This is a genomic window from Actinopolymorpha alba DSM 45243 (assembly GCF_000373925.1).
Classification (GTDB): domain Bacteria; phylum Actinomycetota; class Actinomycetes; order Propionibacteriales; family Actinopolymorphaceae; genus Actinopolymorpha; species Actinopolymorpha alba.
In genome coordinates this window covers 1-20,594 of sequence record NZ_KB892773.1, presented here as the reverse complement: position 1 = coordinate 20,594, position 20,594 = coordinate 1, and the positions used below count along the sequence as shown (strand labels likewise).

The 20,594-nt window shown below is 66.2% G+C and carries 16 protein-coding genes, 1 tRNA gene and 1 riboswitch; of the genes, 8 read left to right on the top strand and 9 right to left on the bottom strand.

Annotated elements, in window-relative coordinates; translation table 11 throughout:
- Positions 1-94: 94 nt before the first annotated feature.
- The 3 genes from B141_RS0125095 to B141_RS0125085 all read left to right on the top strand — a co-directional run bounded on the left by B141_RS0125095 (position 95) and on the right by B141_RS0125085 (position 1,759).
- The gene (locus B141_RS0125095) at positions 95-397 is read left to right on the top strand and encodes a hypothetical protein (protein ID WP_020577946.1); all 303 of its coding nucleotides are present in this window, start codon (positions 95-97) and stop codon (positions 395-397) included.
- Positions 390-1,259 (top strand): hypothetical protein, encoded by an 870-nt coding sequence (locus tag B141_RS0125090; RefSeq protein WP_020577945.1) that lies wholly within the window; start codon positions 390-392, stop codon positions 1,257-1,259. Before B141_RS0125095 ends, B141_RS0125090 begins: the two co-directional genes overlap by 8 nt.
- Before the next feature lie 95 nt (positions 1,260-1,354).
- The gene (locus B141_RS0125085) at positions 1,355-1,759 is read left to right on the top strand and encodes a YbaB/EbfC family nucleoid-associated protein (RefSeq protein ID WP_237742799.1); all 405 of its coding nucleotides are present in this window, start codon (positions 1,355-1,357) and stop codon (positions 1,757-1,759) included.
- 46 nt (positions 1,760-1,805) lie between these two features.
- On the opposite strand, the gene B141_RS0125080 is transcribed toward B141_RS0125085, so the two are convergent.
- Both B141_RS0125080 and pip read right to left on the bottom strand, forming a co-directional pair.
- Positions 1,806-4,973, bottom strand: a complete 3,168-nt coding sequence (locus tag B141_RS0125080) for a DEAD/DEAH box helicase (RefSeq protein WP_202805905.1) — start codon at positions 4,971-4,973, stop codon at positions 1,806-1,808.
- A 325-nt stretch (positions 4,974-5,298) separates the two neighbouring features.
- Positions 5,299-6,261 carry a prolyl aminopeptidase gene (gene pip / locus B141_RS0125075; protein WP_020577942.1) on the bottom strand — a complete coding sequence of 321 codons (963 nt, stop codon included), beginning with the start codon at positions 6,259-6,261 and terminating at the stop codon, positions 5,299-5,301.
- Between the two features lie 83 nt (positions 6,262-6,344).
- Between pip and B141_RS0125070 the strand changes: the two genes are divergently transcribed.
- Positions 6,345-6,869 carry a MarR family winged helix-turn-helix transcriptional regulator gene (locus tag B141_RS0125070; RefSeq protein ID WP_020577941.1) on the top strand — a complete coding sequence of 175 codons (525 nt, stop codon included), beginning with the start codon at positions 6,345-6,347 and terminating at the stop codon, positions 6,867-6,869.
- Between the two features lie 178 nt (positions 6,870-7,047).
- Positions 7,048-7,213, top strand: a riboswitch (cyclic di-AMP (ydaO/yuaA leader).
- Positions 7,214-7,225: 12 nt separating this feature from the next.
- A complete protein-coding gene (locus B141_RS0125065) occupies positions 7,226-8,374 on the top strand; it encodes a C40 family peptidase (RefSeq protein WP_020577940.1) in 1,149 nt (382 codons plus the stop codon).
- 90 nt (positions 8,375-8,464) lie between these two features.
- Here the strand turns inward: B141_RS0125065 and B141_RS0125060 are convergent, their stop codons facing one another.
- Positions 8,465-11,452, bottom strand: coding sequence for a glycoside hydrolase domain-containing protein (locus tag B141_RS0125060; protein WP_169512970.1), 2,988 nt, complete (start codon positions 11,450-11,452; stop codon positions 8,465-8,467).
- 193 nt (positions 11,453-11,645) lie between these two features.
- On the opposite strand from B141_RS0125060, the gene B141_RS0125055 reads away from it, so the two are divergent.
- Complete coding sequence (locus tag B141_RS0125055; RefSeq protein ID WP_020577938.1) at positions 11,646-12,887, top strand: ROK family protein; 1,242 nt, start codon at positions 11,646-11,648, stop codon at positions 12,885-12,887.
- 26 nt (positions 12,888-12,913) lie between these two features.
- Here the strand turns inward: B141_RS0125055 and B141_RS0125050 are convergent, their stop codons facing one another.
- The 5 genes from B141_RS0125050 to B141_RS0125025 all read right to left on the bottom strand — a co-directional run bounded on the left by B141_RS0125050 (position 12,914) and on the right by B141_RS0125025 (position 17,039).
- Positions 12,914-13,888, bottom strand: coding sequence for an aldo/keto reductase (locus B141_RS0125050; RefSeq protein ID WP_026257559.1), 975 nt, complete (start codon positions 13,886-13,888; stop codon positions 12,914-12,916).
- A gap of 57 nt (positions 13,889-13,945) precedes the next feature.
- Complete coding sequence (locus tag B141_RS0125045) at positions 13,946-14,884, bottom strand: aminoglycoside phosphotransferase family protein (protein ID WP_020577936.1); 939 nt, start codon at positions 14,882-14,884, stop codon at positions 13,946-13,948.
- Between the two features lie 65 nt (positions 14,885-14,949).
- Positions 14,950-15,207 (bottom strand): acyl-CoA-binding protein, encoded by a 258-nt coding sequence (locus B141_RS0125040; protein WP_020577935.1) that lies wholly within the window; start codon positions 15,205-15,207, stop codon positions 14,950-14,952.
- Between the two features lie 197 nt (positions 15,208-15,404).
- Positions 15,405-16,007 carry a TRM11 family SAM-dependent methyltransferase gene (locus B141_RS42585; RefSeq protein WP_020577933.1) on the bottom strand — a complete coding sequence of 201 codons (603 nt, stop codon included), beginning with the start codon at positions 16,005-16,007 and terminating at the stop codon, positions 15,405-15,407.
- A 24-nt stretch (positions 16,008-16,031) separates the two neighbouring features.
- Positions 16,032-17,039 (bottom strand): Gfo/Idh/MocA family protein, encoded by a 1,008-nt coding sequence (locus B141_RS0125025; RefSeq protein WP_157181264.1) that lies wholly within the window; start codon positions 17,037-17,039, stop codon positions 16,032-16,034.
- A gap of 279 nt (positions 17,040-17,318) precedes the next feature.
- On the opposite strand from B141_RS0125025, the gene B141_RS0125020 reads away from it, so the two are divergent.
- A tRNA-Arg gene (locus tag B141_RS0125020) sits at positions 17,319-17,390 on the top strand.
- Between the two features lie 138 nt (positions 17,391-17,528).
- A complete protein-coding gene (locus tag B141_RS42580) occupies positions 17,529-19,757 on the top strand; it encodes a hypothetical protein (RefSeq protein ID WP_020577931.1) in 2,229 nt (742 codons plus the stop codon).
- A 33-nt stretch (positions 19,758-19,790) separates the two neighbouring features.
- Here B141_RS42580 and B141_RS0125010 read toward each other — a convergent pair.
- A partial coding sequence (locus B141_RS0125010) for an HNH endonuclease signature motif containing protein (protein ID WP_020577930.1) occupies positions 19,791-20,594 on the bottom strand: 804 nt, incomplete at its 5' end.

The window sequence follows — 20,594 nt, the reverse complement described above, 5'->3', positions numbered from 1 at the left end:
GCTCAGCGGCACGATACGATGCGCCTCCGTAGTTATCCACAGCGCGGAAAGAACGGATCGTTGGCTCATTCAGCGGCGCACCTAGACTGCCGCCGTGGGAGACAGCAGGGTCATCGACCAAGAGTTCATCGAGGGGCTCGGCAGGAAGATCGACAACGCGGCGACGGATTCCTTGCCGTCGGCCAGAAATCTCGCGCGCGAGGCGCAGGACCTCATGACAGAGGCCGGTCAGGCCGGTGGTCTCCTCGTGGTTCTGGCGTACTTCTTCGCTTCGGAATACGTCGAGCAGGCATGGGAGACCAAGCGCGAGACCGCGACGGAGTTGAGCGACGCCGCCCAGGTCATCGCTCGAAACTGGCGCGACATCGAGGAGAGGAACACGATGACGCATGAGTAACGCGTACGACTCCATGGCGGGCGCCTTCTCCTCAGGCAAGGTGCTCGGCTGGACCGCGTTCGGCTCCTCCCTCGTCGCGTGCTCCGTGTGGCCCGAGCTTCTCCTCCCCATCCCCGCTGACAAGAGCGGCTTTCTCCTCAATCAGCTCGGCAAGGTCGGCGCGAAGTGGAACCTCAACCGGTCGATGTCACTGGGCGGGCAGACCATCACGGTCACTGGTGGTGTGCTCACCAGCGTTCCGCTGCGGCTCAAGCTGATCATCACCGACACCGGCAAAATGCTCGAGGCCTGCTCGCGGATCCACGAGTCCGGATCGGCTGGCAAGACCTACCTCGAGGCCCTGAACGACCAGTACTACAGCATCACTCCTGACGTCTGGCAGGCGAATGACCAGGAGGCTTACTCCGAGCGACTCCGTAAATACCGCGACAGCGTTCAGAACACCTACTGCCTCGCCTGGGAAACCGCCGCCCTCACCGCCGTTGTCGGCAGTTTGAGGTTCATCCAGATGGCGATCGCCTGCGCCCTCGCCGGCGTGCTCGCGATTCTCGCGGCGGCCTTCTGGATCGCGGTGGCCATTCCGTTCGGCCAGGGCGTGGCGGTCTCGATCCGCAACGCCGGACAGGTCATCGCGCGGATGCTTCCCCGGGTGATCCGGATCATGGACGAGATCATGGTCAAGGTGGGTCAGGCCCACGCCGCTCTCGTCGCGGTCCGGACGTTCCAGGCTGGGATCAGCGACTCCATCCGGCTCGGTGACGCCGAGGGTTACAAGGACATGGGCGACGCGGCGCTGGAAACCCTGGGTGACATGCTGAAGAAGCTCAGTAAGGGCCAGGTCAACGTGCTGACAGGGTTCTGAGCCGGCGCACCGCGATCTGACCTGACGAACCGGAGGAAGAAACAGTGTCGGAGTTCTTCGATCTGTCTGAGATTTTCACAAACCCAGATGAGCTGATGCGGGCTCATCAGGAGCGGGCGGCCAAGGCCGAAGAACTCCAGCGGCGAATCCAGGAAACGGTGGGAGCGGCGACGACCGACGACGACCGGTTGACCGTGTCGTACTCCGAGGCGAACGGCATCGAGGAGCTGACCATCGATCCGCGCATGCTGCGGATGGGATCCGAGGAGCTGGCGGCCGAAATCAAGCGCGTCACCAACCTCGCGCGCGACGACGTCCAAGAGCAGATCAACACGATCGTGACCGAAGCATTCGCCGATGGCGCACCCGATCCGCGGCAGGTTCTTGAGCAATTGCCGGATTTCGAGAAGACGATGGACGAAATCCTGCGGGACACCCAGACCATGGGCACCGAGGTCGTCGACATCGTCGAGCGGATGCGCCGGCAGGCGGAATCCTGAGCCGAGCGACGGGGCTCCCCGCCCCGAGGCTGGTGGCCTGTGAGCTCTAAGCGAGCAGGCCACGAATGTCGTCCGCGTCAAGGCTGGCGCCAAAAACGTTGCCGTCGTCCATGACGCTGGAGAACAGCTCGGCCTTTCTTGCCTTCAGCGCCATTACCTTTTCTTCGATCGTGTCCTTGGCGATCAGGCGGTAGACCATGACATTGCGGGTCTGCCCGATCCGGTGGACGCGGTCAACCGCCTGCGCTTCCGTCGCGGGGTTCCACCACGGGTCGAGGAGGAAGCAGTAGTCCGCCTCGGTGAGATTCAGCCCGAACCCACCCGCCTTGAGGCTGATCAGGAAGATCGGCGCCGAGCCACTCTTGAAGTGCTTCAACACCGTGGACCGGTTACGAGTCTTGCCATCGAGATAGCAGTATGGCACGCCAGCCTCGTCCAGCCGGTCACGCAGCTTTCCGAGAAATCCGGTGAACTGACTGAAGACCAATGCCCTGTGCTCGCCAGCGATCACATCGTTGAGCTGGTCAAACAACGTCTCGATCTTGGCACAGGGCAGATTCTCATACGTGTCGTCGACGAGTCCGGCGTGCAGGCTCAGCTGTCGGAGCAACGTCAACGAGCGCAGGATTGTGAAGCGGTTCTTGTTCATGTCGTCGATCAGACCGAGGACCTTCTGCCGCTCGCGCTGCAGGTGCGTCTGGTAGATCTTCCGGTGGCGCGAATGGAGCTCGACCGTGAGAACGTGCTCCTGCTTGGCGGGAAGGTCAGCGGCGACCTGTTCCTTGGTACGCCGCATGACCAGGGGCCGGACCCGCCGCTGCAACTGCGCCAGGAGTTCAGTGGCACTCTTCTTCTCGATCGGGCGGGCGTAGTAGTGGAGAAAACGAGTCGGATTCGGAAACAACCCAGGCGCACTGATCGACAGCAACGACCAGAGCTCCATCAGGTTGTTCTCCATCGGTGTGCCGGTGATGGCGAGCTTGAATGACGTCGGTAGCCGGCGCGCGCATTGGTACGCCTTTGACTGGTGATTCTTGACCACCTGCGCTTCGTCAAGGATCAGCCCTGACCAGGACGCGTCGGCGTAATCATCGAAGTCGAGCCGGAACAAGGTGTACGAGGTGACCACCACGTCGGCGTCCGCGATGATCTCGTCGAGGGACTGGCCACGACGCCGCAGCGTGTCAGAGATCGAGACGACCTTCAGGCCCGGCGCGAACCGCGCGGACTCCGCCTGCCAGTTGGACACGACGCTGGTCGGAGCAATGATGAGGAACGGCGCGATGGTGGGTTCAGCCTGCTTGGCGTGGCAGATCAACGCCAAAGTCTGCAGAGTCTTTCCGAGCCCCATGTCGTCGGCGAGGATGCCACCGAGTTGGTACCGCCACAGGAACGCCAGCCACCGGAACCCGTCCTGTTGGTAGGGCCGCAGCTCCGCGGTGAAGGCGGCCGGCGGCTCAGTCGCCTCGATCGAATCGAGCGACAGCAACCCGGTCACCTGCTGCTTCCACGCCTTCGCCTGGTGGTTGACCACCCCGAGCTGGGTCAGCTCATCCCACAGCCCGGCCTGGAATCTGCTGATCCGGAGCGGCCCCTTGGACGAGTCCTGCAGCGTCCGCGCCTCTTCGATCAGTCCACGCAGGGTCTGGAGTTCGGGCTTCTCGAGCGAGAAGTAGGCGCCATCAGGGAGCAACAGGTGGGACTGGCCGCTGGTGAGGGCCATGAACACGTCAGAGAACGGAACCTGCCGCCCTTCGACGGTGATGTCGATCCCGAGGTCGAACCAATCCGTCTCATCCGCCACGTCATGGGTCGACACACCGATCCGCAAGGTGTCGCTGACCTCGCGGTAGTCGGCAGGATGACCGCTCACCTCAACGGTGACGCCGGGCTGGTCGGCGAGCAGCGGCAGCAATTCCGTGCTGAAGCGTACGGTGTCGATGCTATCGAACTCTGCCCGCGGAGCCAGCGCTCGCAGCGGATCGTCATATCCAGGATCGACAGCATCGGAGTCCGCGCGAAGGGGTCCCAGCTGATCGAGTGGGATGTCGAGGTTGGCAAGGATGGCGCGCTCCTGCTCCAGGTCCCGGATGCCGGCGTCCGGGGTGTCTGAGGCATCCGGCCGCAGCGGTTCGCGCAGCCGCGTATCGCCCACGTCGTACGCCCATTCCCAGACGAGGTCGAGTGCGTGGTTGTCGCCGTAGGACGCGCGCAGCACCAACGTCGGGTCGGAGATCGCCGGCGGGGTGAAGGATCCGTCGGAGGAGATCAGCGGCGCCAGGTGCCGCAACCGTGGGTAGTAGTCGCGGCTGAACCGGTCCAGCTCAGCCGCGGGAATCTCCAGGCGCTGGTTGCCCTGAACCATGCGCTGTAGCTGCGGTGGGACCGGCAGGTCGAGTCTTGCCAGCCGCAGCCGCCAGTTGTTGTGATCGGCGTCCGCCTCGATGTCCGCGTCGGCATAGATGAGGCCGTGGCCATCGGCACCGATGAAGGCGATCGGCGACAGGTCCATGACTGTCTCGTCGGCCCGAATCACCGGGCTGATCTGGAGTGACCCGCTGGCGTCATCGCGAATGGCATCCAGACAGAGCTCAGCCGAGGTGTAGGGGTCGAGGGCCCCCAATCGCTTGCGTCCGTGAACGAGCCGCAGACCAATCGCATCAGCTTCGTCCAGAATGGACCAGAGCCGATGACTGTTGAACGACGAGAGGAAGATCGACTTCTCGTCGCCGTACGAATAATAACCGGAGTATCTTGAGTCCCCTGCCCGGTAGAGAGCGTAGAACTCCCCGAGTAGCCGCACCTGCGCGGCGGGAAACTCGCCGTAATAGTGCAGGGAATCAAGTTTGTTCCAGCTCAACCCGCCGTTGACCCAGCCGTTTTTGTTCTTGCCGGGCCGAACCAGCCGCGCGAGCACCTTCAATGCCGAGGCATTGTCCGTCGAGCGGAGAGGCGAGGCTGGTCGTGCGCTCGCGGACACCGTGACCTCGATCGCAAGCGGAAGCTCAGCTGATCGGCTTGCGGCAGGCGCCGGGCGTTCCGGGCCACGCTCCAGCAGGGCCCCCAACGACCGCTCCCACGCCAGCGCCTGTCGACTTTCACTTCGCGCGGGTCGCGCTGATCCGCTCCCCATCACCGTTAATACCAACGCCACCACGTGCTCGCAGGTGAGCCCGCCCGCACAGGTGCATTGGCCATACTCGAACGTGAACATCCCTTCACGGGAAGGCGAGAAATACGCCGCGGCTGCAAGAAGGCCGTTCTCGCCTCGAACTATCCCATGAAGCTCCCGAGACGGGAGCTTCCAGGTCGTTTGCATGACCGCGTGGCGCTTCGCGGACCGGCTACCCCTGGCGTAGGGGATCGACCCAGCAGCATGAAGGAGCGCGTCAGAGGTGGAGGGGTGCAGGACCACTTGAGCCATGCCCGCCAGGCTAGCGGTGATCGCCGACGCATCGCCCGGTCGACATGCGGGTGCCACACCACACCCTCTGGGGGTTGCCCGCGGAGTCCCATGCGCCGCAGCCGTGGGCGAAGCTTCAGCGCTGGATGGCGAAGCGGTCGATGGCGGCGAGCAGCGTCTCACCCATTCCCGGATAGCCGGAGCCGTGTCCGGCTTCGTCGATCAGCACGAGTTCGCTGTCGGGCCAGGCCTGGGCGAGCTTCCACGCGATGTCCGGCGGCCCGCTCACGTCGAGGCGGCCGTGCACCAGCACACCCGGGATGCTGGTGAGCTTGGGCGCGTCGCGTAGCAGCGATCCATCCTCGAGCCAGGCCGCGTGCCGCCAGTAGTGGGTGACCAGCCGGGCGAACGCCATCCGGAAGCGCGGGTCGTCATATCTCGGGTCGGGCCGGTGGTCGGGACTGATGGCGACATGGCTGTCCTCCCACGTACACCAGTCCCGGGCCGCCTGCTCGCGTACGACGGGGTCGGGGTCGGCGAGCAGCCGGGCGTACGCGTCGACCAGGCTGCCGTCGCGGTCCTCAACCGGGACGCCGTCCCGGAAGCGCGCCCACTGAGCGGGAAACACCCGGCCCATCGCGCGGGTCACCCAGTCGACCTCCTCGCGCGTGGTGTTGGTGAGGCTGAACAGCACCAGCTCCGAGACCCGCTCGGGATGGCGTTCGGCGTACGCCAGGCCCAGCGTCGTACCCCACGATCCGCCGAAGACGAGCCAGCGGTCGATGTCGAGGTGGCACCGCAGCTGCTCGATGTCGGCCAGCAGGTGATGCGTGGTGTTGGTGGACAGGTCAGCGGACGGATCGCTGGCGTGCGGCGTGCTCCGGCCGCAGCCTCGCTGGTCGAACAGGACGACGCGGTACGCCGATGGGTCGAAGTACTTCCGCCAGCCTGGCGCGCACCCCGATCCCGGCCCTCCGTGGAGGACGACGGCGGGCTTGCCGTCCGGACGACCGCAGACCTCCCAGTAGATCTGGTGGCCGTCACCGACGTCGAGCATCCCGTGGTCGTAGGGTTCGGTGATCGGATGGAACGCCGTCATGGATGCGCCTCCACTGATGGTGCGGCCGGGGTGGCAACACTGGCCTGAGACCGCCGATGCAACAGTGCTGTTAGGTTTCTATCATGACCGCCCTTCCGGAGCCCAACGCCTTCGGCACGCTCATGCGGCACCTGCTCGAACTCCTCGACGGCGACGTTGCCAGGGTCGAGCGCGACCTCGGCATGACGGACTACCGCCCGAGGTTCTCGCCGATCGTGCGGGCGCTGATCGCCGACGGTCCGCTGTCGATCCGCGATCTCGCCCGTGCCGTCGGCGTGACCCATTCGGCCGCGAGCCAGACGGTGGCGCAGATGGCGCGGGTGGACCTGGTGGAGCTCCAACCCGGATCGGACGCCCGGCAGCGGGTCGTGCATCTCACCCCGAAGACGGAAGCGATGCTGCCGGCGATCCAGGCGGAGTGGTCGGCCGCGGTCGCCGCGATGAAGGACCTGGACGCCGAGCTTCCGGTGCCGCTGGCCGAGGTGCTGACACAGGCGGTGCTCGCCCTTCAGCGCCGTTCGTTCCGGCAACGGATCGTCGAGACCGGACTCCTGACGGCAGTGGACGGAACGAAAGCCGGCCAGCCTATGCCAGGGGTGGACGGGTGAAGCATTACGGACAAAACCTCTTGGTCTATCGGCAACCAGGACAAGGGGAATGCGCAGTTCCGGCCCTCTTTCGGATTTTCCGTACGGTCGGTTGAAGCATCACGAAATGGTTACTAACGTGGCCGCCCAAGCAGCTGTCCCGCTATGAGCCGGCCACCCCGGTCGGCGCGGCTGCTTCGCTTAATCCCCGCTGAATCGATCTTCGGCGGGGAGCCGGGGACCCACATGTTTCCGGGGTGAATCGGATCGGCCGTGGACGGTACGCCGTCCGCCCGGCCGGACCGTAGGGCGACTTCCCGGCCCGAACCCGTCAGCTCACCCGGTAGGCGTCCGAGGAAGAAAGGGGCGTACGACCCGTGTCGTACCGCCGCAAGCGCCGGCCGGAGCACGCCCTGCTCGCGTTCGGCACCGTGACGTTCACACTGATCGCCGCCGCACCGGCGCCGAGTTTCGCCGAGCCCACCGGCAGCATCGAGCAGGTCCGCCAGCAGGTGAGCCAGCTGTACGAACGCGCCGAGCAGGTCACCGAGCGGGCCAACACGCTGGGCGAGCAGATCAAGACCCTCGACCGCCGGCTCGCGGTGCTCGACGCTGACGTCGGACGCCGGCAGGACAAAGCCGCGGCACTCCGCACCGAGATCGGCCGGATCGCCGCCGCGGAGTACCGCTCGGGCGGCCTCGACACCAGCGTGCGCGTCCTGGTGGCCGACGACCCCGACGACTTCCTGGCGCAGATGAGCACCGCCAAGGCGTTCGCCGGCCAGCAGGCAGATCTGCTGCGGAGGTTCGAGACCGAGCGCAAGCGGCTCGCTGAGCAGGAGGCGGCTCGCAGCGCGGACGTCACCCAACTCCGCGAGACCAAGCGAGCCATCGACACGCGCCGCGCGCTCGCACTCCGCAACGCCGATAAGGCCAAGGCGATCCTCGACCAGCTCACCGCCGAGGAACGCCGGCGTCTCCAGGAAGCCGAGGAACGTCGGCGTCTCCAGGAAGCCGAACAACGGCGTAAGGAGCAGTCCCGCCCGTCACCCACCCCGACGCCGACGACCCGCACGCCGACGCCGACTCCGACGCGGACCTCGACGCCCACCCCCAAGCCCGCGCCGACCCCAACGCCCACGCCCACTCCAAAGCCCACGCCGACCCCGACGCCGTCCGGCCGGGGCGAGACGGCGCTCGCCTTCGCCCGCGCCCAACTCGGCGAGCCCTACGTCTTCGGCGCGGCCGGGCCCGACAGCTGGGACTGCTCCGGCCTCACCATGAAGGCGTGGGAAAAGGCCGGCGTCTCGCTGCCGCATTCCGCCCACCTGCAGTACGAAGCATCACCGAAGGTGTCCCGCTCGCAGTTGCGGCTGGGTGACCTCGTCTTCTTCTACAGCGACCTGCACCATGTCGGCATCTACGCGGGCAACGGCCAGGTGCTCCACGCGCCACAACCCGGCCAGAACGTGGAGTACATCAACATCAACTACATGCCCTGGGCCGGAGCCACCCGCCCCGGCTAACAATCCGCCGGAGTGCTTGCCGGGTTGGTTGTCATAGGTTTCTCGGTCTCTTAGCCGAGAAACCTATGACAACCCGGGGTAAGCGGGCCGCTAACTCAGCTTGATCTCGCCATGGTCGGTGAGGTTGTACATCTCGAGCTCGTAGACGGCATACATGTTCCAGCGTTCGTAGTTGGCGTCGTTGATCTGGATCCTGAGTTTCCGCACGTTCGCCAACTCGGGAAGGTCACCCACGGAGTACTCCATCACGCCATCGTCGTCATCGCGCTTCCACCGGAACGGAATCCGCCGGGCCACGGTCTCCCAGGTGCTGCCGTCAACCGAGGCTTGCACGTCGACATCGGTGAGCCCTTGCGCCAAACCGCCACGAGTGGCCAGAACGATCGTGTTCAGGTTCTGTGGTTGGTCCCAGGAGACGACGATCTCGTGCGGGAACGGGTGCGTGTCGTTGTATCCCTGCGGGCTGGCGAACATCGTGCCGTAGTCACCGTCGACCATCTTCAACGGCCCATAGGTGATTCCGCCGTCACCGGTACGCGTGGCTGACGCGGTAATCCCCGACGAACGCCGCGCGACGTTGAGGTCGGGTGCGTTCACGGCACCCTTGACGAGATTCAGGTGGTACGCCTTGGTGGTCCGGCCAACGCGTGCGGTGGTGCGGATGTTGAGCTGGCTCTTTCCGGTCGGGACCTTCGCGGTGACAGTCGTGCCACTCTCGACCTTCGACCCGTTGATCTCGATCGAGCCACCTTCGTCGGTCAACGTCGGTGTCACGGAAATCGCATCGCGCTCGGTGGGCACGATGACTCGATAGGTGGTGATCCGGCCATCGAAGTCGAGCGACGGCACTCCGGTCACGTCGAGGCTCTTCAGCGTGGCGTCGTAGGCCTCCTGACCGTCATACCTATGAACGCGAAGGCCGTCGAAGCGCAGCTCCTTGCCGTCGAGGTTCACGATCTCGATGGTGTGGCGCTGGTTGGGGGCGAGATCACGGGCACGGTAGGCGGTGAAGTAGTCGTACCGCACCGCCTCGTACAGATCGACGACCCGTCGCGGACCGTTGTCGACTGAGATCGCGACCTTTCCAGCCGCGTTGTTCTTCTCGACAATGACGTCGATCCCCGAGCCGTAGAACTCATAGCTCAGTCGGTCGTCAGCGCGGGTGGAGCTCTGGACGGCGCCGAGGTAGGCGTACTGCCGCTGGCGTGGAGACCACTCACCGGTGTAGGTGATCGCGCCTTCCGCGTCATCGACCAGGAAGGTCCTCGGCACGTCCTGGTCGGCGTACGGGCTGGTCGGCGCTGGCACCTCTCCCACGTCCTCACCGGCGACCGCACGCACGAGGTAGTCGTGGATGGTCGTGAGGTACGCCGGATCCAGGGTGTACTTCCGCGGGTCCTGCGCGCTCACCGCACTGTCGACGAGCCTGCGAGCCAACTCGGGGTTGGACTTCTCGAGCTGGTGCATGAGTTCGTAGTCTTCGAGACCGTCGCGCTGCGCTTCGTACCGCAAGCTGCTCTTGACGGAGAGATTCTTCCGGTCGGGATAGACGATGTACGAATCGCCGTTCCAGGGCCCGACATACCACGCGTTCCACGCCCAGTGGAGATGTCCTCGGACGCCTTGGCGCTGGAGGTTCCAGAAGAGCAGGCGCCCGGTCAGGGTGGGTTGGGTCCAGAAACGGTTCAGCCACGGCGGGGTGTTGACCTCACACGTGTAGACCCACAGGTCCTTACCCGCTGCCTGCTCCGCCTTGTATTCCGGCTTCTTCGCCTCGAACGCCGGCGTGAGCGGGACGTAGGTGTCGACGTACTCCCTACTCCTGCTGTCGAGCAGGATGCCATTGGGATCAGCGTCCATCGTCTGAGAATCCGAGCCGATCCTGGCGTTGATCTCCTTGATCTTTCTGGCGACGTAGGTCCACCAGTTCCGCTGCCGGTCCGTGATCGGCTCGTCAAGAATGTGTTGGTACCACGTGAGACCCGCCTCCTGCGTCCAACCCTTCTCCACCAGGTGACGATGCAGGGCGGTCAGGTAGTTTTCCAAGAACGCGTCGGTGACGGGGAGCCGGTCAGGCAGCTTGGTGTTCCACGAGTCGTCCGGTTTCTCGTTCTCCGGCATCTTGTTGAGCGCGTGGATCAGATGCTGGTTGGCGAAGCCGGTGAAGCCACGCCGCCGAAACGTCTCGACGTAGCGGTCGAACAACGACCAGTCCAGGTCGTCGGGAATGCCTCGGGTGAACTCCGACAGGTCCGTGCCGGTCTCCTGCAGGAAGAGGTCGGTGCGTACCCACGTCATCGTGGTGCGGTATTCCGTCAGCGTCCTGGCGAACTCGTCCATGAGCTTGAACCAGTCGTCGCTGTAAGTCTCGACGCCGTAGTAGTACTTCCCGACGTCGAAGCCTTGGCTGCCCTCGCCGTTCCAGGTCATCCCGTCCCAGGTGAAGCCGTTCGTCATCGTCCAGTGGTAGTTGACGAAACTCGCCTTCGCGGCGGTCGGGATCGTGGCGTCGAAGACGTTGACCTGGATTGGCACCCTGCGGCTCCCGCGGGTGGTCTCGACGGTCACCGTGCCGTCGTAGGTGCCCGGTCTGGTGCCGACCGGGACGTGGCTCGTCACGAAGATCGGCTGGGTGGAGTTGGCGTCCACCTGGACAGACTTCTCGTTGGACAGTGGATCGGGCATCGCCGACCTGGGATAGAGCTGCCTGCCAACGCGATCGGGAAAGAACGCGTTGGGTTGCACCGTGGCGGTGTCTTCGTACGCCACGAAGTGGGAGCGGAGGTTCTTCCGAGCGATCACCTTGCCGGCACGCGACACCAGGTCGGAAAACCTCACCTTGTTGATGGTCAGATCCGCCTGACTGCGTACCACTATCTGGGCGCTTTCGTACTCGTTGCGCGCCGAGGTCAGCCGGATGGCGGTGACGGGGCTCTCGGGAATCGTGCTGGTCCGGTAAACGGTCCTCAACGCGTTCTCCACCCACACGTCGAGCCGGGCGTTCCCCGCCTGAGCAGCAGGTGCCACAGCCAGAGTAAGGAGTCCGGTGAGGAGCAAGGATCCGACTCTTCTTCGCATCGTCGCCCTCCAGGCAGCCATGATCGTCGGCACGACAAGGGTGGGACCGCCCGGATAATAAGTCAAGGACTCTAGGAAAAATTCAGCTGGGAACAGCGTGGGCCGGGAGCGGTCGAATGCCTACCGGGCTACGCTCACAGGGCCTCGAGTGCATGGGTACGCATGAACGGCCAACCGAGAGAGGGGACGGCGGATGCCACGACCGGTTTCGGCAACGCCGCCGTTGCTGCGGCGTATCAACGCCGCGCGCACTCTCGACCTGCTCCGTTTCGGAGGGCCATCGAATGTCGCCGACCTCGCTCAGAGGGCCGGACTCTCGCGCGCCACGCTCGACGCCGTTGTCGACGACCTCACCAGGATCGGCCTGGTCGCGCCGGACGTCGCCGCCGAGGCTGAGGGCGCGCGCGGGCGTGGACGCCCACCGCGACGGCTCCGTTTCCGAGCCGAGTCCGGCCATGTCCTCGGTATCGACATCGGCGCGCACCGCCTGGAAGTGGTCGTCGCCGACCTGCTCGGGACGATCGTCGCCGGCCGGGAACGCCGACTGACTCCAGAGCTGGGCCGGGCGCAGCGCCTCCGCGCCGCCCGGCAGGCGGCAGCTGGAGTCCTGAAGGACGCCGGCCTTGTCAAGGACAGCTTGCGCGCTGTCGGCGTCTCGACGCCAGGGATCGTCGACAGCGACATGGGTACCGTCACCTACTGCAGTTCCATCGCCGACTGGTCGGGGCTCGCCCTGGCCGCGGAGTTCGAGCGGACCTTCGGCTGTGCCGTCGCGGTGGGGAACGACGCGAACCTCGCGGCGCTTGGCGAATGTTGGCGAGGCGCTGGACCGGGCCACGACGACGTCGTCTTCCTTCTCGCCGGTGAACGAGTCGGCGCCGGGATCGTCATCGGTGGCGAGCTGGTGCGCGGCAAGCGCGGCGGCACCGGCGAGATCACTTTCCTCGGACTACTCAGGAACCCCGACCCCAGCGAGGCGATCGACCAGCTCGTGACCTCCGTCGTACACCGAACCATCCAGGATCTGATCGACCGGCGGGCGGTGGGGTCGGAGCCGGTGCGCGCGCTTCTCGCGGACCTCGCGCCGCTGCACGGTGTCTACGTACCAGACGTCGACAAGGTGCTGGCCGCCGCGCAGTCCGGCCGGGTGGGGGCACGGCGGGATCTGGAGACCGCGCTGGCCCGGGTATGCCGGGTGATCGTCGTCATCACGACGCTGATCAGCCCGGAGCTCTTCGTCATCGGCGGCAACGCTCCGGCCGCTGAGACGGTGATCCTCCCGCCCATCCGGGCCGTGCTCGACGGTTTGGCGGGCACCGGCGTCGGGCCGCCAGCGGTCTCGGCGTCCACGCTCGGAGAGAGAGTCGTCACCCTCGGGGCCGTTCGTGCGGCACTTGATCGCGCCGAGCCCACGCTGCTCGCCGAGCTCGGGTAACTCCGAACCAGCGTGGCGCTGGCCGGTCAGCGCAGGTTGAGCCCTGCGAGGATCGTGTCGATCTCCGCCATCGCCGCGTCGTCCAGGGGACCGTGAGTGAGCGCGCCGGCGTTCTCCCGCGCCTGCTCCACCGTGCGGATCCCCGGGATCGGAACGAACGCCGGGCTCCGCGCGAGCAACCAGCCGAGCGAACCCTGGGCGAGGGTACGCCCGCCGGACGTGAGGATCTCGCGGATCTGCTCCAGCGCCTCGAGGGTGCGACCCTCCTTGCCCGCGAAGTCGAATCTCCGGCGTACGTCATCATCGGCGAACGTCGTCCGCGGCGTGAACTTCCCGGTCAGCGCACCCATCGCGAGCGGCCCGCGGTTGATGCCCGCGAGGTTCTCCGACTCGATCAGCGCCACCATCGCGGGGTTGTCGTCGATGACGTTGGCGTGGAGCTGGACGGCCGAGCAGTGCGGGCTGCGGGCGAACAGCTTCGCGCGCTCGGGGTCGTCGGTGCTCCAGCCGAACGACCGGATCTTGCCGGCCGCGACCAACTCCTCCAGGGTGGCGACCACCTCCTCCGCCTGGACAGGGTCGTAGTCACCGATGTGGAACTGATAGAGGTCGATCACGTCGGTGCCGAGTCGGGTGAGGCTGCCCTCGCACTGCTCCCGGATCGAGGCGGGGGACGCGTCGCGACCGACCGCGTGCTTGGTGTCCTCGTCGATGAGGTTGCCGAACTTCGTGGCGATGACCACCTGGTCCCGCCGGTCGGCAAGGGCCCGGGCGAGGACGCGTTCGCTGTGGCCGGCGCCGTACACGTTCGCGGTGTCGAAGAAGGTCACGCCCGCGTCGAGGGCCGCGTGGATCGCCGCGACCGACTCGTCGTCGTCGACCTTGCCCCATCCGATGGGGTTACCGTCGCGGAACGCCGGCCCGCCGATCGCCCAGCAACCGAACCCGATCGAGCTGACCTTCAGGCCACTGCCTCCGAGCGGGCGGGTGGGACTTGTCATCGTCGTCTCCAAAGGGTCGGGGATCGCGTTCATCCTCGCCCATTCCCATGAGGGGCGTCAGGTGAGAAGGGGCGCGGTTTCCAGGAATGGCCGCGCGATCTCGTCGGCCCCGAACCGCAGGCAGTAGAGCCCGGTGGACACGCGTTCCAGGAAGCCCCACTCCCAGATGGCGGTCTCGTCCACCCCGGTGGCGGCCGCCAGCAGTCCGCAGTAGCGGCGGGCGAGCCGCGGCGCGTCGCCGGCCGTCAGTTGGGTGCACCAGTCCCGGAGTACGACACCCAGGTCGTACGCGGGATCGGCGAGGAACCCATCCGGATCCACGAAGACGAACCCCGACTCCGCCCCGGGTCTGGGCTCTGGCACCCTGAGCGCGTTGGCCGGGTGCGGATCGCCGTGTACGACGACACAGCGGTCGAGGTCGAAGGCGGCTGCCCGGCGGTCGGCGTACCGCAGGGCCTGCCGCACCACCCGCTCCGGAAGCGGCTGGCCGAGCCGTTCCCACAGCCGGGCGACGAGGTCGCCGAGCGCCCGCGCCTTCTCCTCTTCCGGACGGACCGTCAGGCCGGCGGGGCGCGGCACCTGCCATGCCTGGCGAAGCGTCTCGCACAGTACCTCGATCGCGCGCTCCGGCGGCCAGGCCAGGTCGGAGACGGACGGGCCGAGCGCCTCCTGCAGCATCGCCCGGCGTTCCACGTCGTGGGCGAGCAACCGGACGTATCCGCGCCCGCGCGCCGCGGCGATCGTCCTGACCTGGCTGGCGAAGCCTGGCTCGGGGATCGCGAGCTTGAGCACCGCGGCGCGACCGTCGGCGGTCTGGGCGTGGGTGACGTAGGAGCAGGTCCCACCGTCCAGTGGTGTGCCGACCCTGATCTCCCACTGGCGTTCCAGGTCAGCAATGAGGCCGGGCAGCTCCGCCAGCCATTCCTCACCCTCGTCGCCGAGGTGGGCGAGTCTCCGCCGCACCACGGCGCGCACCGCGATCGCGCGTCCAGTCACGGCCCCGATGCTGGCACACCGGGCCGGCTCGGCATCAGCTGGAGAGCCTTCGCGCGACCGACCTCTTATCCGGCGAGTTCTGCGACCAGGCGTACGTACGCCTCCTTCGCCACGTTCGCCGACATCCCGCTGACCTTCGCCCACGAGTCGTACTTCGCGCGGCCCACCGGGTTGGTGAACCCCGGGCGCTTGCCCTCGACATCACCGACCGTGGCCTGTTTGTACAACGCGTAGAGCCGCAGCTTGACCTCGTTGCCCGGATCGGCTGACATCGCTCCCACAGTTGCTACCGCCGACGTGAAGTCGGTGTCGACATCGCTCATTCCACACCTCCAGCGAACCCACCTCGGAACTCCCGGTGAATCCCCCTCCGATTCGCCACCCTCCGGTCTAGTCAGCCGGCGCCGCGAACGCAACAACCTCGGGGCGGGTCGCTCGGAACGTCAGGAGCAGCGGAAGATCGCGATCGGGCGACTCGGCGAACCGCTCGATCCGCATCCCGGCCGCATACGAGCGTGTGTCAGGGAGTGAAGACCAGGCAATAGTCGTTGGTGAACCACTCTTTTGGTTCGTCCCAGTCGATGACGATGTCGCGTTCGTACGTGAGAACCTTCGAGACAGCCTGGCCGATGTCCCAGGCCAGCCGGGTTTTGTGCAGGTGAAGGTTGGCGGCGTTGATCACCACCTTCGCGTCGGGCGCGAGCTGGCCGCGCAGGTGCCGGTAGATCTCGGCGAGGTCCGCGAGGTACGCCTCGTAATCGCCGTCGAGCGTCTGATAGCCACTCAACGGGTTCTGCGGATGATCGTCGCGGGTCATGTAGGGCGGCGAGGTGATACTGAAATCGATCCGGGGAAGGTCGAGACGATCGAGAGTGCGGGCATCGGCGCACTGGATCGCGGCGGGATCGTTGAGTCGAGACCGTACGAACTCCACGCGATCCGGCAGGATTTCCAGGCCAAGGGGACGGCGGCCCATCCGTTCGGCAACGATGAGGGTCGTACCAAAGCCAGCGAACGGATCAAAGACGACGTCGCCTGGCCGGGTGTATTCGGCCAGGAACGCCTCGACAAGCTCAGGTGTGAAGGTGTCGCCGCCGGCTCGAAGGTGCAGAACGCCTCTCACCGGCGGCCGTCCACGGGTCGCGGCTCAGCGGCCGTTGAGGGTGACGGTGGCACGCTGCTGCGCGGACTGGTAGATCGCCTCGCTGAGTTCGGCTACGCGGACCGCACCGCCGACGGGCGATGGGTTCGGCGCCTCGCCGCGGATCGCCGCCAACCAGGAATTGTGAACACCTGGGCCGTCGGGCAGGTCGAGCGGCGAGACGATCCCGCCGTCGCGGTAGTGGGTCACCCGGCCGGTACGCCAGGGATGCTGCGGCTCGGTTTCGTACCGCAGGAGACCGGTCGTCCCGGAGATGACGACGTTTTCCATCCACGTCGTCGCGAGGTCGCCGACAACCGTGAACTGCCCCTGGACACCGCCCGCGAAGCTGACGGTCGCAACGGAGTTGATGTCGACGGGCGAACCCGCGTTGTCGACGAGCGCGGACACCGACTCCACCGGCTTGTCGACCAGCCACAGGAACATGTCGGCCAGGTGGGACCCGCTGTCCATGAGCATCCCGCCGCCGGACAGGGCAGGGTTCTGTCGCCACGTACCCTCGGTGTTGCGCAACCAGCGCTGGCCGCAGGTGATCGCGATCGTCCGCAGCTCTCCCAGCTCACCCGCCACAATGGCGTTCCGCATGTACGTGTAGGCAGGATCGAACCGGCGCTGGTAGCTGACCATCACCGTGACCCCGGCCGCATCGGCAGCCGCTTCGATCTCGCGGGCGTGCGCCGACGTACACGTGAGCGGCTTCTCGCACAGCACGTGCAGGTTTCGCTTGATCGCGCTCATCACGATGGGGTGGTGCAGCGTGTGCGGGGTGACGATCGCGAGGGCGTCGACCTCCACCGCGTCGTACATCTGCTCCACGTCAGCGAACGTCGGAACGCCGGCCACCATCGGGACCCTGGAGACGAACAGCTCCAGACTCTCGGCGCTCGGCTCCACCAGGGCCACGACCTCGAAGTCGGACGCACTCGCCAGTGCGGACGCATGCCATGTCGCGGCGCCACCGCAACCCACCACAGCTACCCGAACCTTGCTCACCGAAGCGAATTCCTTCCAACGCGACTGCTACCTGCTGCCTGCTACGAACCACCCCGACGACGGTGAGCCCACGCGGCCACCTGATCGTCGACGTAGTCCCGGTAGACCCTCCCACAGGCGAGCCGACGAACGACAGCCGTTAAGGCGAGCGTGCCTGTCCACAATCGGCGCGGCAACGCTCTGGCTCCGCCCGCTCGGACGACGCGCTCACAGAAGGAATCAGCCGTAATGACAGTGCCGGAAGGCTGGCCGACGGTGTAGCGTCCGGTGCCCAGTCATCCTGGAGAAGCTCAGTGGCGGAGCAACCGGCTTCGGACCGGTCGGGCGCGGGTTCGAATCCCGCCTCCAGGTCTCGAGCCGACGGATGGGCGGTGACAGCGCCATGCGAGTAACCCCGGATACGCGATCGGCCAGTTGATACGCGCCCTCAGCAGCGTCGGCGAAACCGCGGCCAGCCGCGCCGAACAATGGCGGCGGGTTCTTGCTGGGATGTTCGACGGGACGCTGGACCATGGATCGCGTACGCCGGTCGCCGGAACCCCCTCCTGGGTCACGCTGGAAGTCGCGCACGGAGGGTTCGCCACTGGTCGCCTCATGGCCGCGGGACCTCTGGAGGCGCACGAGCTCGAAAAGCTTCACCACATCCAGCGGCCGCCGTCGACGAAGACGCGTGCCGCCCTGAACCATCACTTTCTCGGCGACGCCGGCCGCGAGGAACTCCTCGCGCTGCTCTCCTCTGGCTGTTACCGGGTAACGGTTCCGGAGGAGGCGGCTCTCCTCGTGACCGCATGGCTGATCCAGAGCGGCGACACCGCACGTGCCGAGGCCGTTCTTGCCGAGATCTCGCCGTATCTTGATCGGCTGCGGTTCTATCCCGTTCCATCGGATCGACCGGCACGGTCAGGTGATGGCGTCTTCGTACGGCCGGCCTCAGAGGTCATCACGTCGTTGCGCGGGGTACGCCCGAAGCCGGCGATCCAGACCATGAACGAAGCGATCCAGGTCTGGACCCCGCTCTACGACCGGGCGGTCGAACTCCTCTTGGATACCGTGGAAGGCGAAACGCCCCACCTACGTACGTCTGAGTCAGGCGAGCTCATCCGCCGTGCCGACGGAAGTCCGATCGTCGAAGGCGGCTGGCCCTGCCGTCGTTATCCCGATGACTGGGCCGATCGTGCCTGGGCACTGCTGGAGGAGTACAAGCGGGAGCGAATGAGGTATCGCCTGTGCGGAAAGCCTGAACGGGCCAAGGAAAACTTCGCTCGCCTTCGTGGCTACCTTCGCCGATGCGCCAGAGATCCTCGGGGGCTCACCGGCCGCGACGTCGGGATGATCCGCAAGATCCTCGCGTCGTTCGTGACCAGCCACGGCGCACCGGGCAGCGAACGTCTGGCCAGGACTCGTGCTGCGCAAGCCCGAAACGCGAGCCTGCCGTCCCGCCACGAGCTCGCACAGACGTTGGCTGATCGGATCGCCAAGCATGGCAATGAGGACGGCATTCCCGACCTCGACGCCTGCCTTGGTCCGCTGACGGCGGGTGAGGCGGCCGAGATTGGCGCCGATCCGGGTGCACCCATTCCCGCATCCCTTGCGGAGAAGGCCGCCCACTGTTTCGAGGCGCCAATCGAGACGCTGGTCGCTCGCCGCATAGTCCGGTCGAGCGAAACAATCGCCCGTCTCCTGCCCGCTCTGAGCGCAGCCGTCCGCGCGAACGCGATCGAACCTTCGGAACTACGTGGGGTGTACGAAGCGAGCTACCGCGCGTTCCGCCAACGCCGGTCCTTGCTGCTTCTCAACCTTGAAAGCCAGGTGCGGTTTGAGGAGCTTCCCTGGATCGCGGCTCTTGTGCAGGTAGCTGGAACTCAGGACGATTCCAGGCGCGATGCGCGGACCGCTCTGGTTCGCGCCGTACGGCTTGTCCTGGAGTCGTTCCCGCAGACAATCCTGCCCAACAAGCTGGTTCGGGAGTTGCGGAGTCTCGCCACCGCGGCGGGCGAACGCATTCCTCTGGTCGACGAACTCGCTACTGACATCTTCATGGGCGACTTCTCAGCGTCGTACCTTCGTGCCGCCCAGGCGGCAGCCCCAGTCGTCGCCGGCACGCTCTATGAGCGGTACTACGGCCTGCCGCTGGATCGACTCCTCACCTTGAACGACGTCGAGAAGAGGTGGTACGACACTCCGACGTCGCCGGGCTTTGCCGCGCTCTGTCGCGAGCTTGCCGGAGCGGCGAATCGTCGCCGTTCAGGGTCGGTCGCCTGGAACGGGACCATCATCGAGCAGGCACAGATTCTGACGACGCATAATGTGGCTCCGTTGCTCGATCGCCTGGACCTCGCCGACGAACTCCGACCGGAATTCCCGGATCTCGCACGCCGGTGCTTCGAGTGGATCTGCCGGCGGCAGCAGTTCGCGATCGGCGACTGGCAAGCCCAGATGCAATCGGTCAAGAACTCCGCATACGCGTGGCGACACATGATCCTCTATCTTGCCCTGGCCGACGCGCAGGAACCGCAACGCTTCCTGGAATGGGCCGAGTTGCATCTGAGTCGCCAGCGGGAGGATTTCCAGGTCCGCTTCACGCCCGTGATGGCTGGTCTACGTGCGATCGTGGCGGGTGGCAGCTTCGACCACAACGGCTGTGATCCCGTTACCGGCGGACGGCGCTTCCTGGGGTGGACCATCGGTCGCCACTGGTTGTTGCCCGAGCGCCCATAGTCATGGTTCGGTGAATATCTACCGCCTTAGCCGTCAGGTTTGGAGTCGGTTGTTGCGGATGGGGTTGCGTTGGTGGTCGACCCAGTCAGGCGGGATGAACTCTGGGACCCCGTCCTGCGCCATGCGGACTTGCCAGGCTCCTTGGTGGATGAGGCGGTGGTGGTGGCCGCAAAGCAGTGTCCCGTTGGCGAGTGTCGTCGGGCCGCCGTTGAGCCAGGAGGTGAGGTGGTGGCCGTGGCACCAGGCGGGTGGGCGGTCGCAGCCGGGGAACGCGCAGCCCTGATCTCGTAGCTCCAGCAGTTTGCGGAGGCGTCCGGTGAAGAACCGGGTGCCGTTGGAGAGGGCGACTTCGCCGTCGCGGATGCCGAACCAGCTGATCTTTGCGTCGCACGCCCACTCCTGGACGGTGCGGGCGGACACGTAGGTGCCGGTGCGGAGGAGGCGGCCGAGTCCGGTGCCGTTGACGAGGTTTTCGTCGGTGATGGTGACGACGATGTGCGGTTTCTCCCCACCTTGCGATGGGGATTCCCCGGAGTCGAGGTAGCGGCGGATCAGTTCGTCGAGCGCGTCGCCTCTGCGTTGCGCCGGACTGCGGGGGTCCAGCCCGTCGGCGGTGGTGGGTAGCGGTTTGGACAGGGGCTCGATCGCGGTGCGGAGCCGGTCCGCCGCAATCGGGTCAAGCTTCCCGCGGATATGGGTGCCGGATCCGTCTGGGTCGTCGTACAGCGACAACTCGCACCGTCGGGCAGCCTTGGCTTCTTCCTCGGCGAGCTTCTTCGCCAACACCTTGTCCGCCAGATCGGGGTCGACCGCGTTCAACACCGCTTTGCCCAGGCC

Coding starts and splice junctions, on each gene's coding strand:
- B141_RS0125090 (WP_020577945.1), top strand. CDS start 390: ATGAGTAACGCGTACGACTCCATGGCGGGCGCCTTCTCCTCAGGCAAG.
- B141_RS0125085 (WP_237742799.1), top strand. CDS start 1,355: ATGCGGGCTCATCAGGAGCGGGCGGCCAAGGCCGAAGAACTCCAGCGG.
- B141_RS0125080 (WP_202805905.1), bottom strand. CDS start 4,973: ATGTTCACGTTCGAGTATGGCCAATGCACCTGTGCGGGCGGGCTCACC.
- pip (WP_020577942.1), bottom strand. CDS start 6,261: ATGACGGCGTTCCATCCGATCACCGAACCCTACGACCACGGGATGCTC.
- B141_RS0125070 (WP_020577941.1), top strand. CDS start 6,345: ATGACCGCCCTTCCGGAGCCCAACGCCTTCGGCACGCTCATGCGGCAC.
- B141_RS0125060 (WP_169512970.1), bottom strand. CDS start 11,452: ATGCGAAGAAGAGTCGGATCCTTGCTCCTCACCGGACTCCTTACTCTG.
- B141_RS0125055 (WP_020577938.1), top strand. CDS start 11,646: ATGCCACGACCGGTTTCGGCAACGCCGCCGTTGCTGCGGCGTATCAAC.
- B141_RS0125050 (WP_026257559.1), bottom strand. CDS start 13,888: ATGACAAGTCCCACCCGCCCGCTCGGAGGCAGTGGCCTGAAGGTCAGC.
- B141_RS0125040 (WP_020577935.1), bottom strand. CDS start 15,207: ATGAGCGATGTCGACACCGACTTCACGTCGGCGGTAGCAACTGTGGGA.
- B141_RS42580 (WP_020577931.1), top strand. CDS start 17,529: ATGTTCGACGGGACGCTGGACCATGGATCGCGTACGCCGGTCGCCGGA.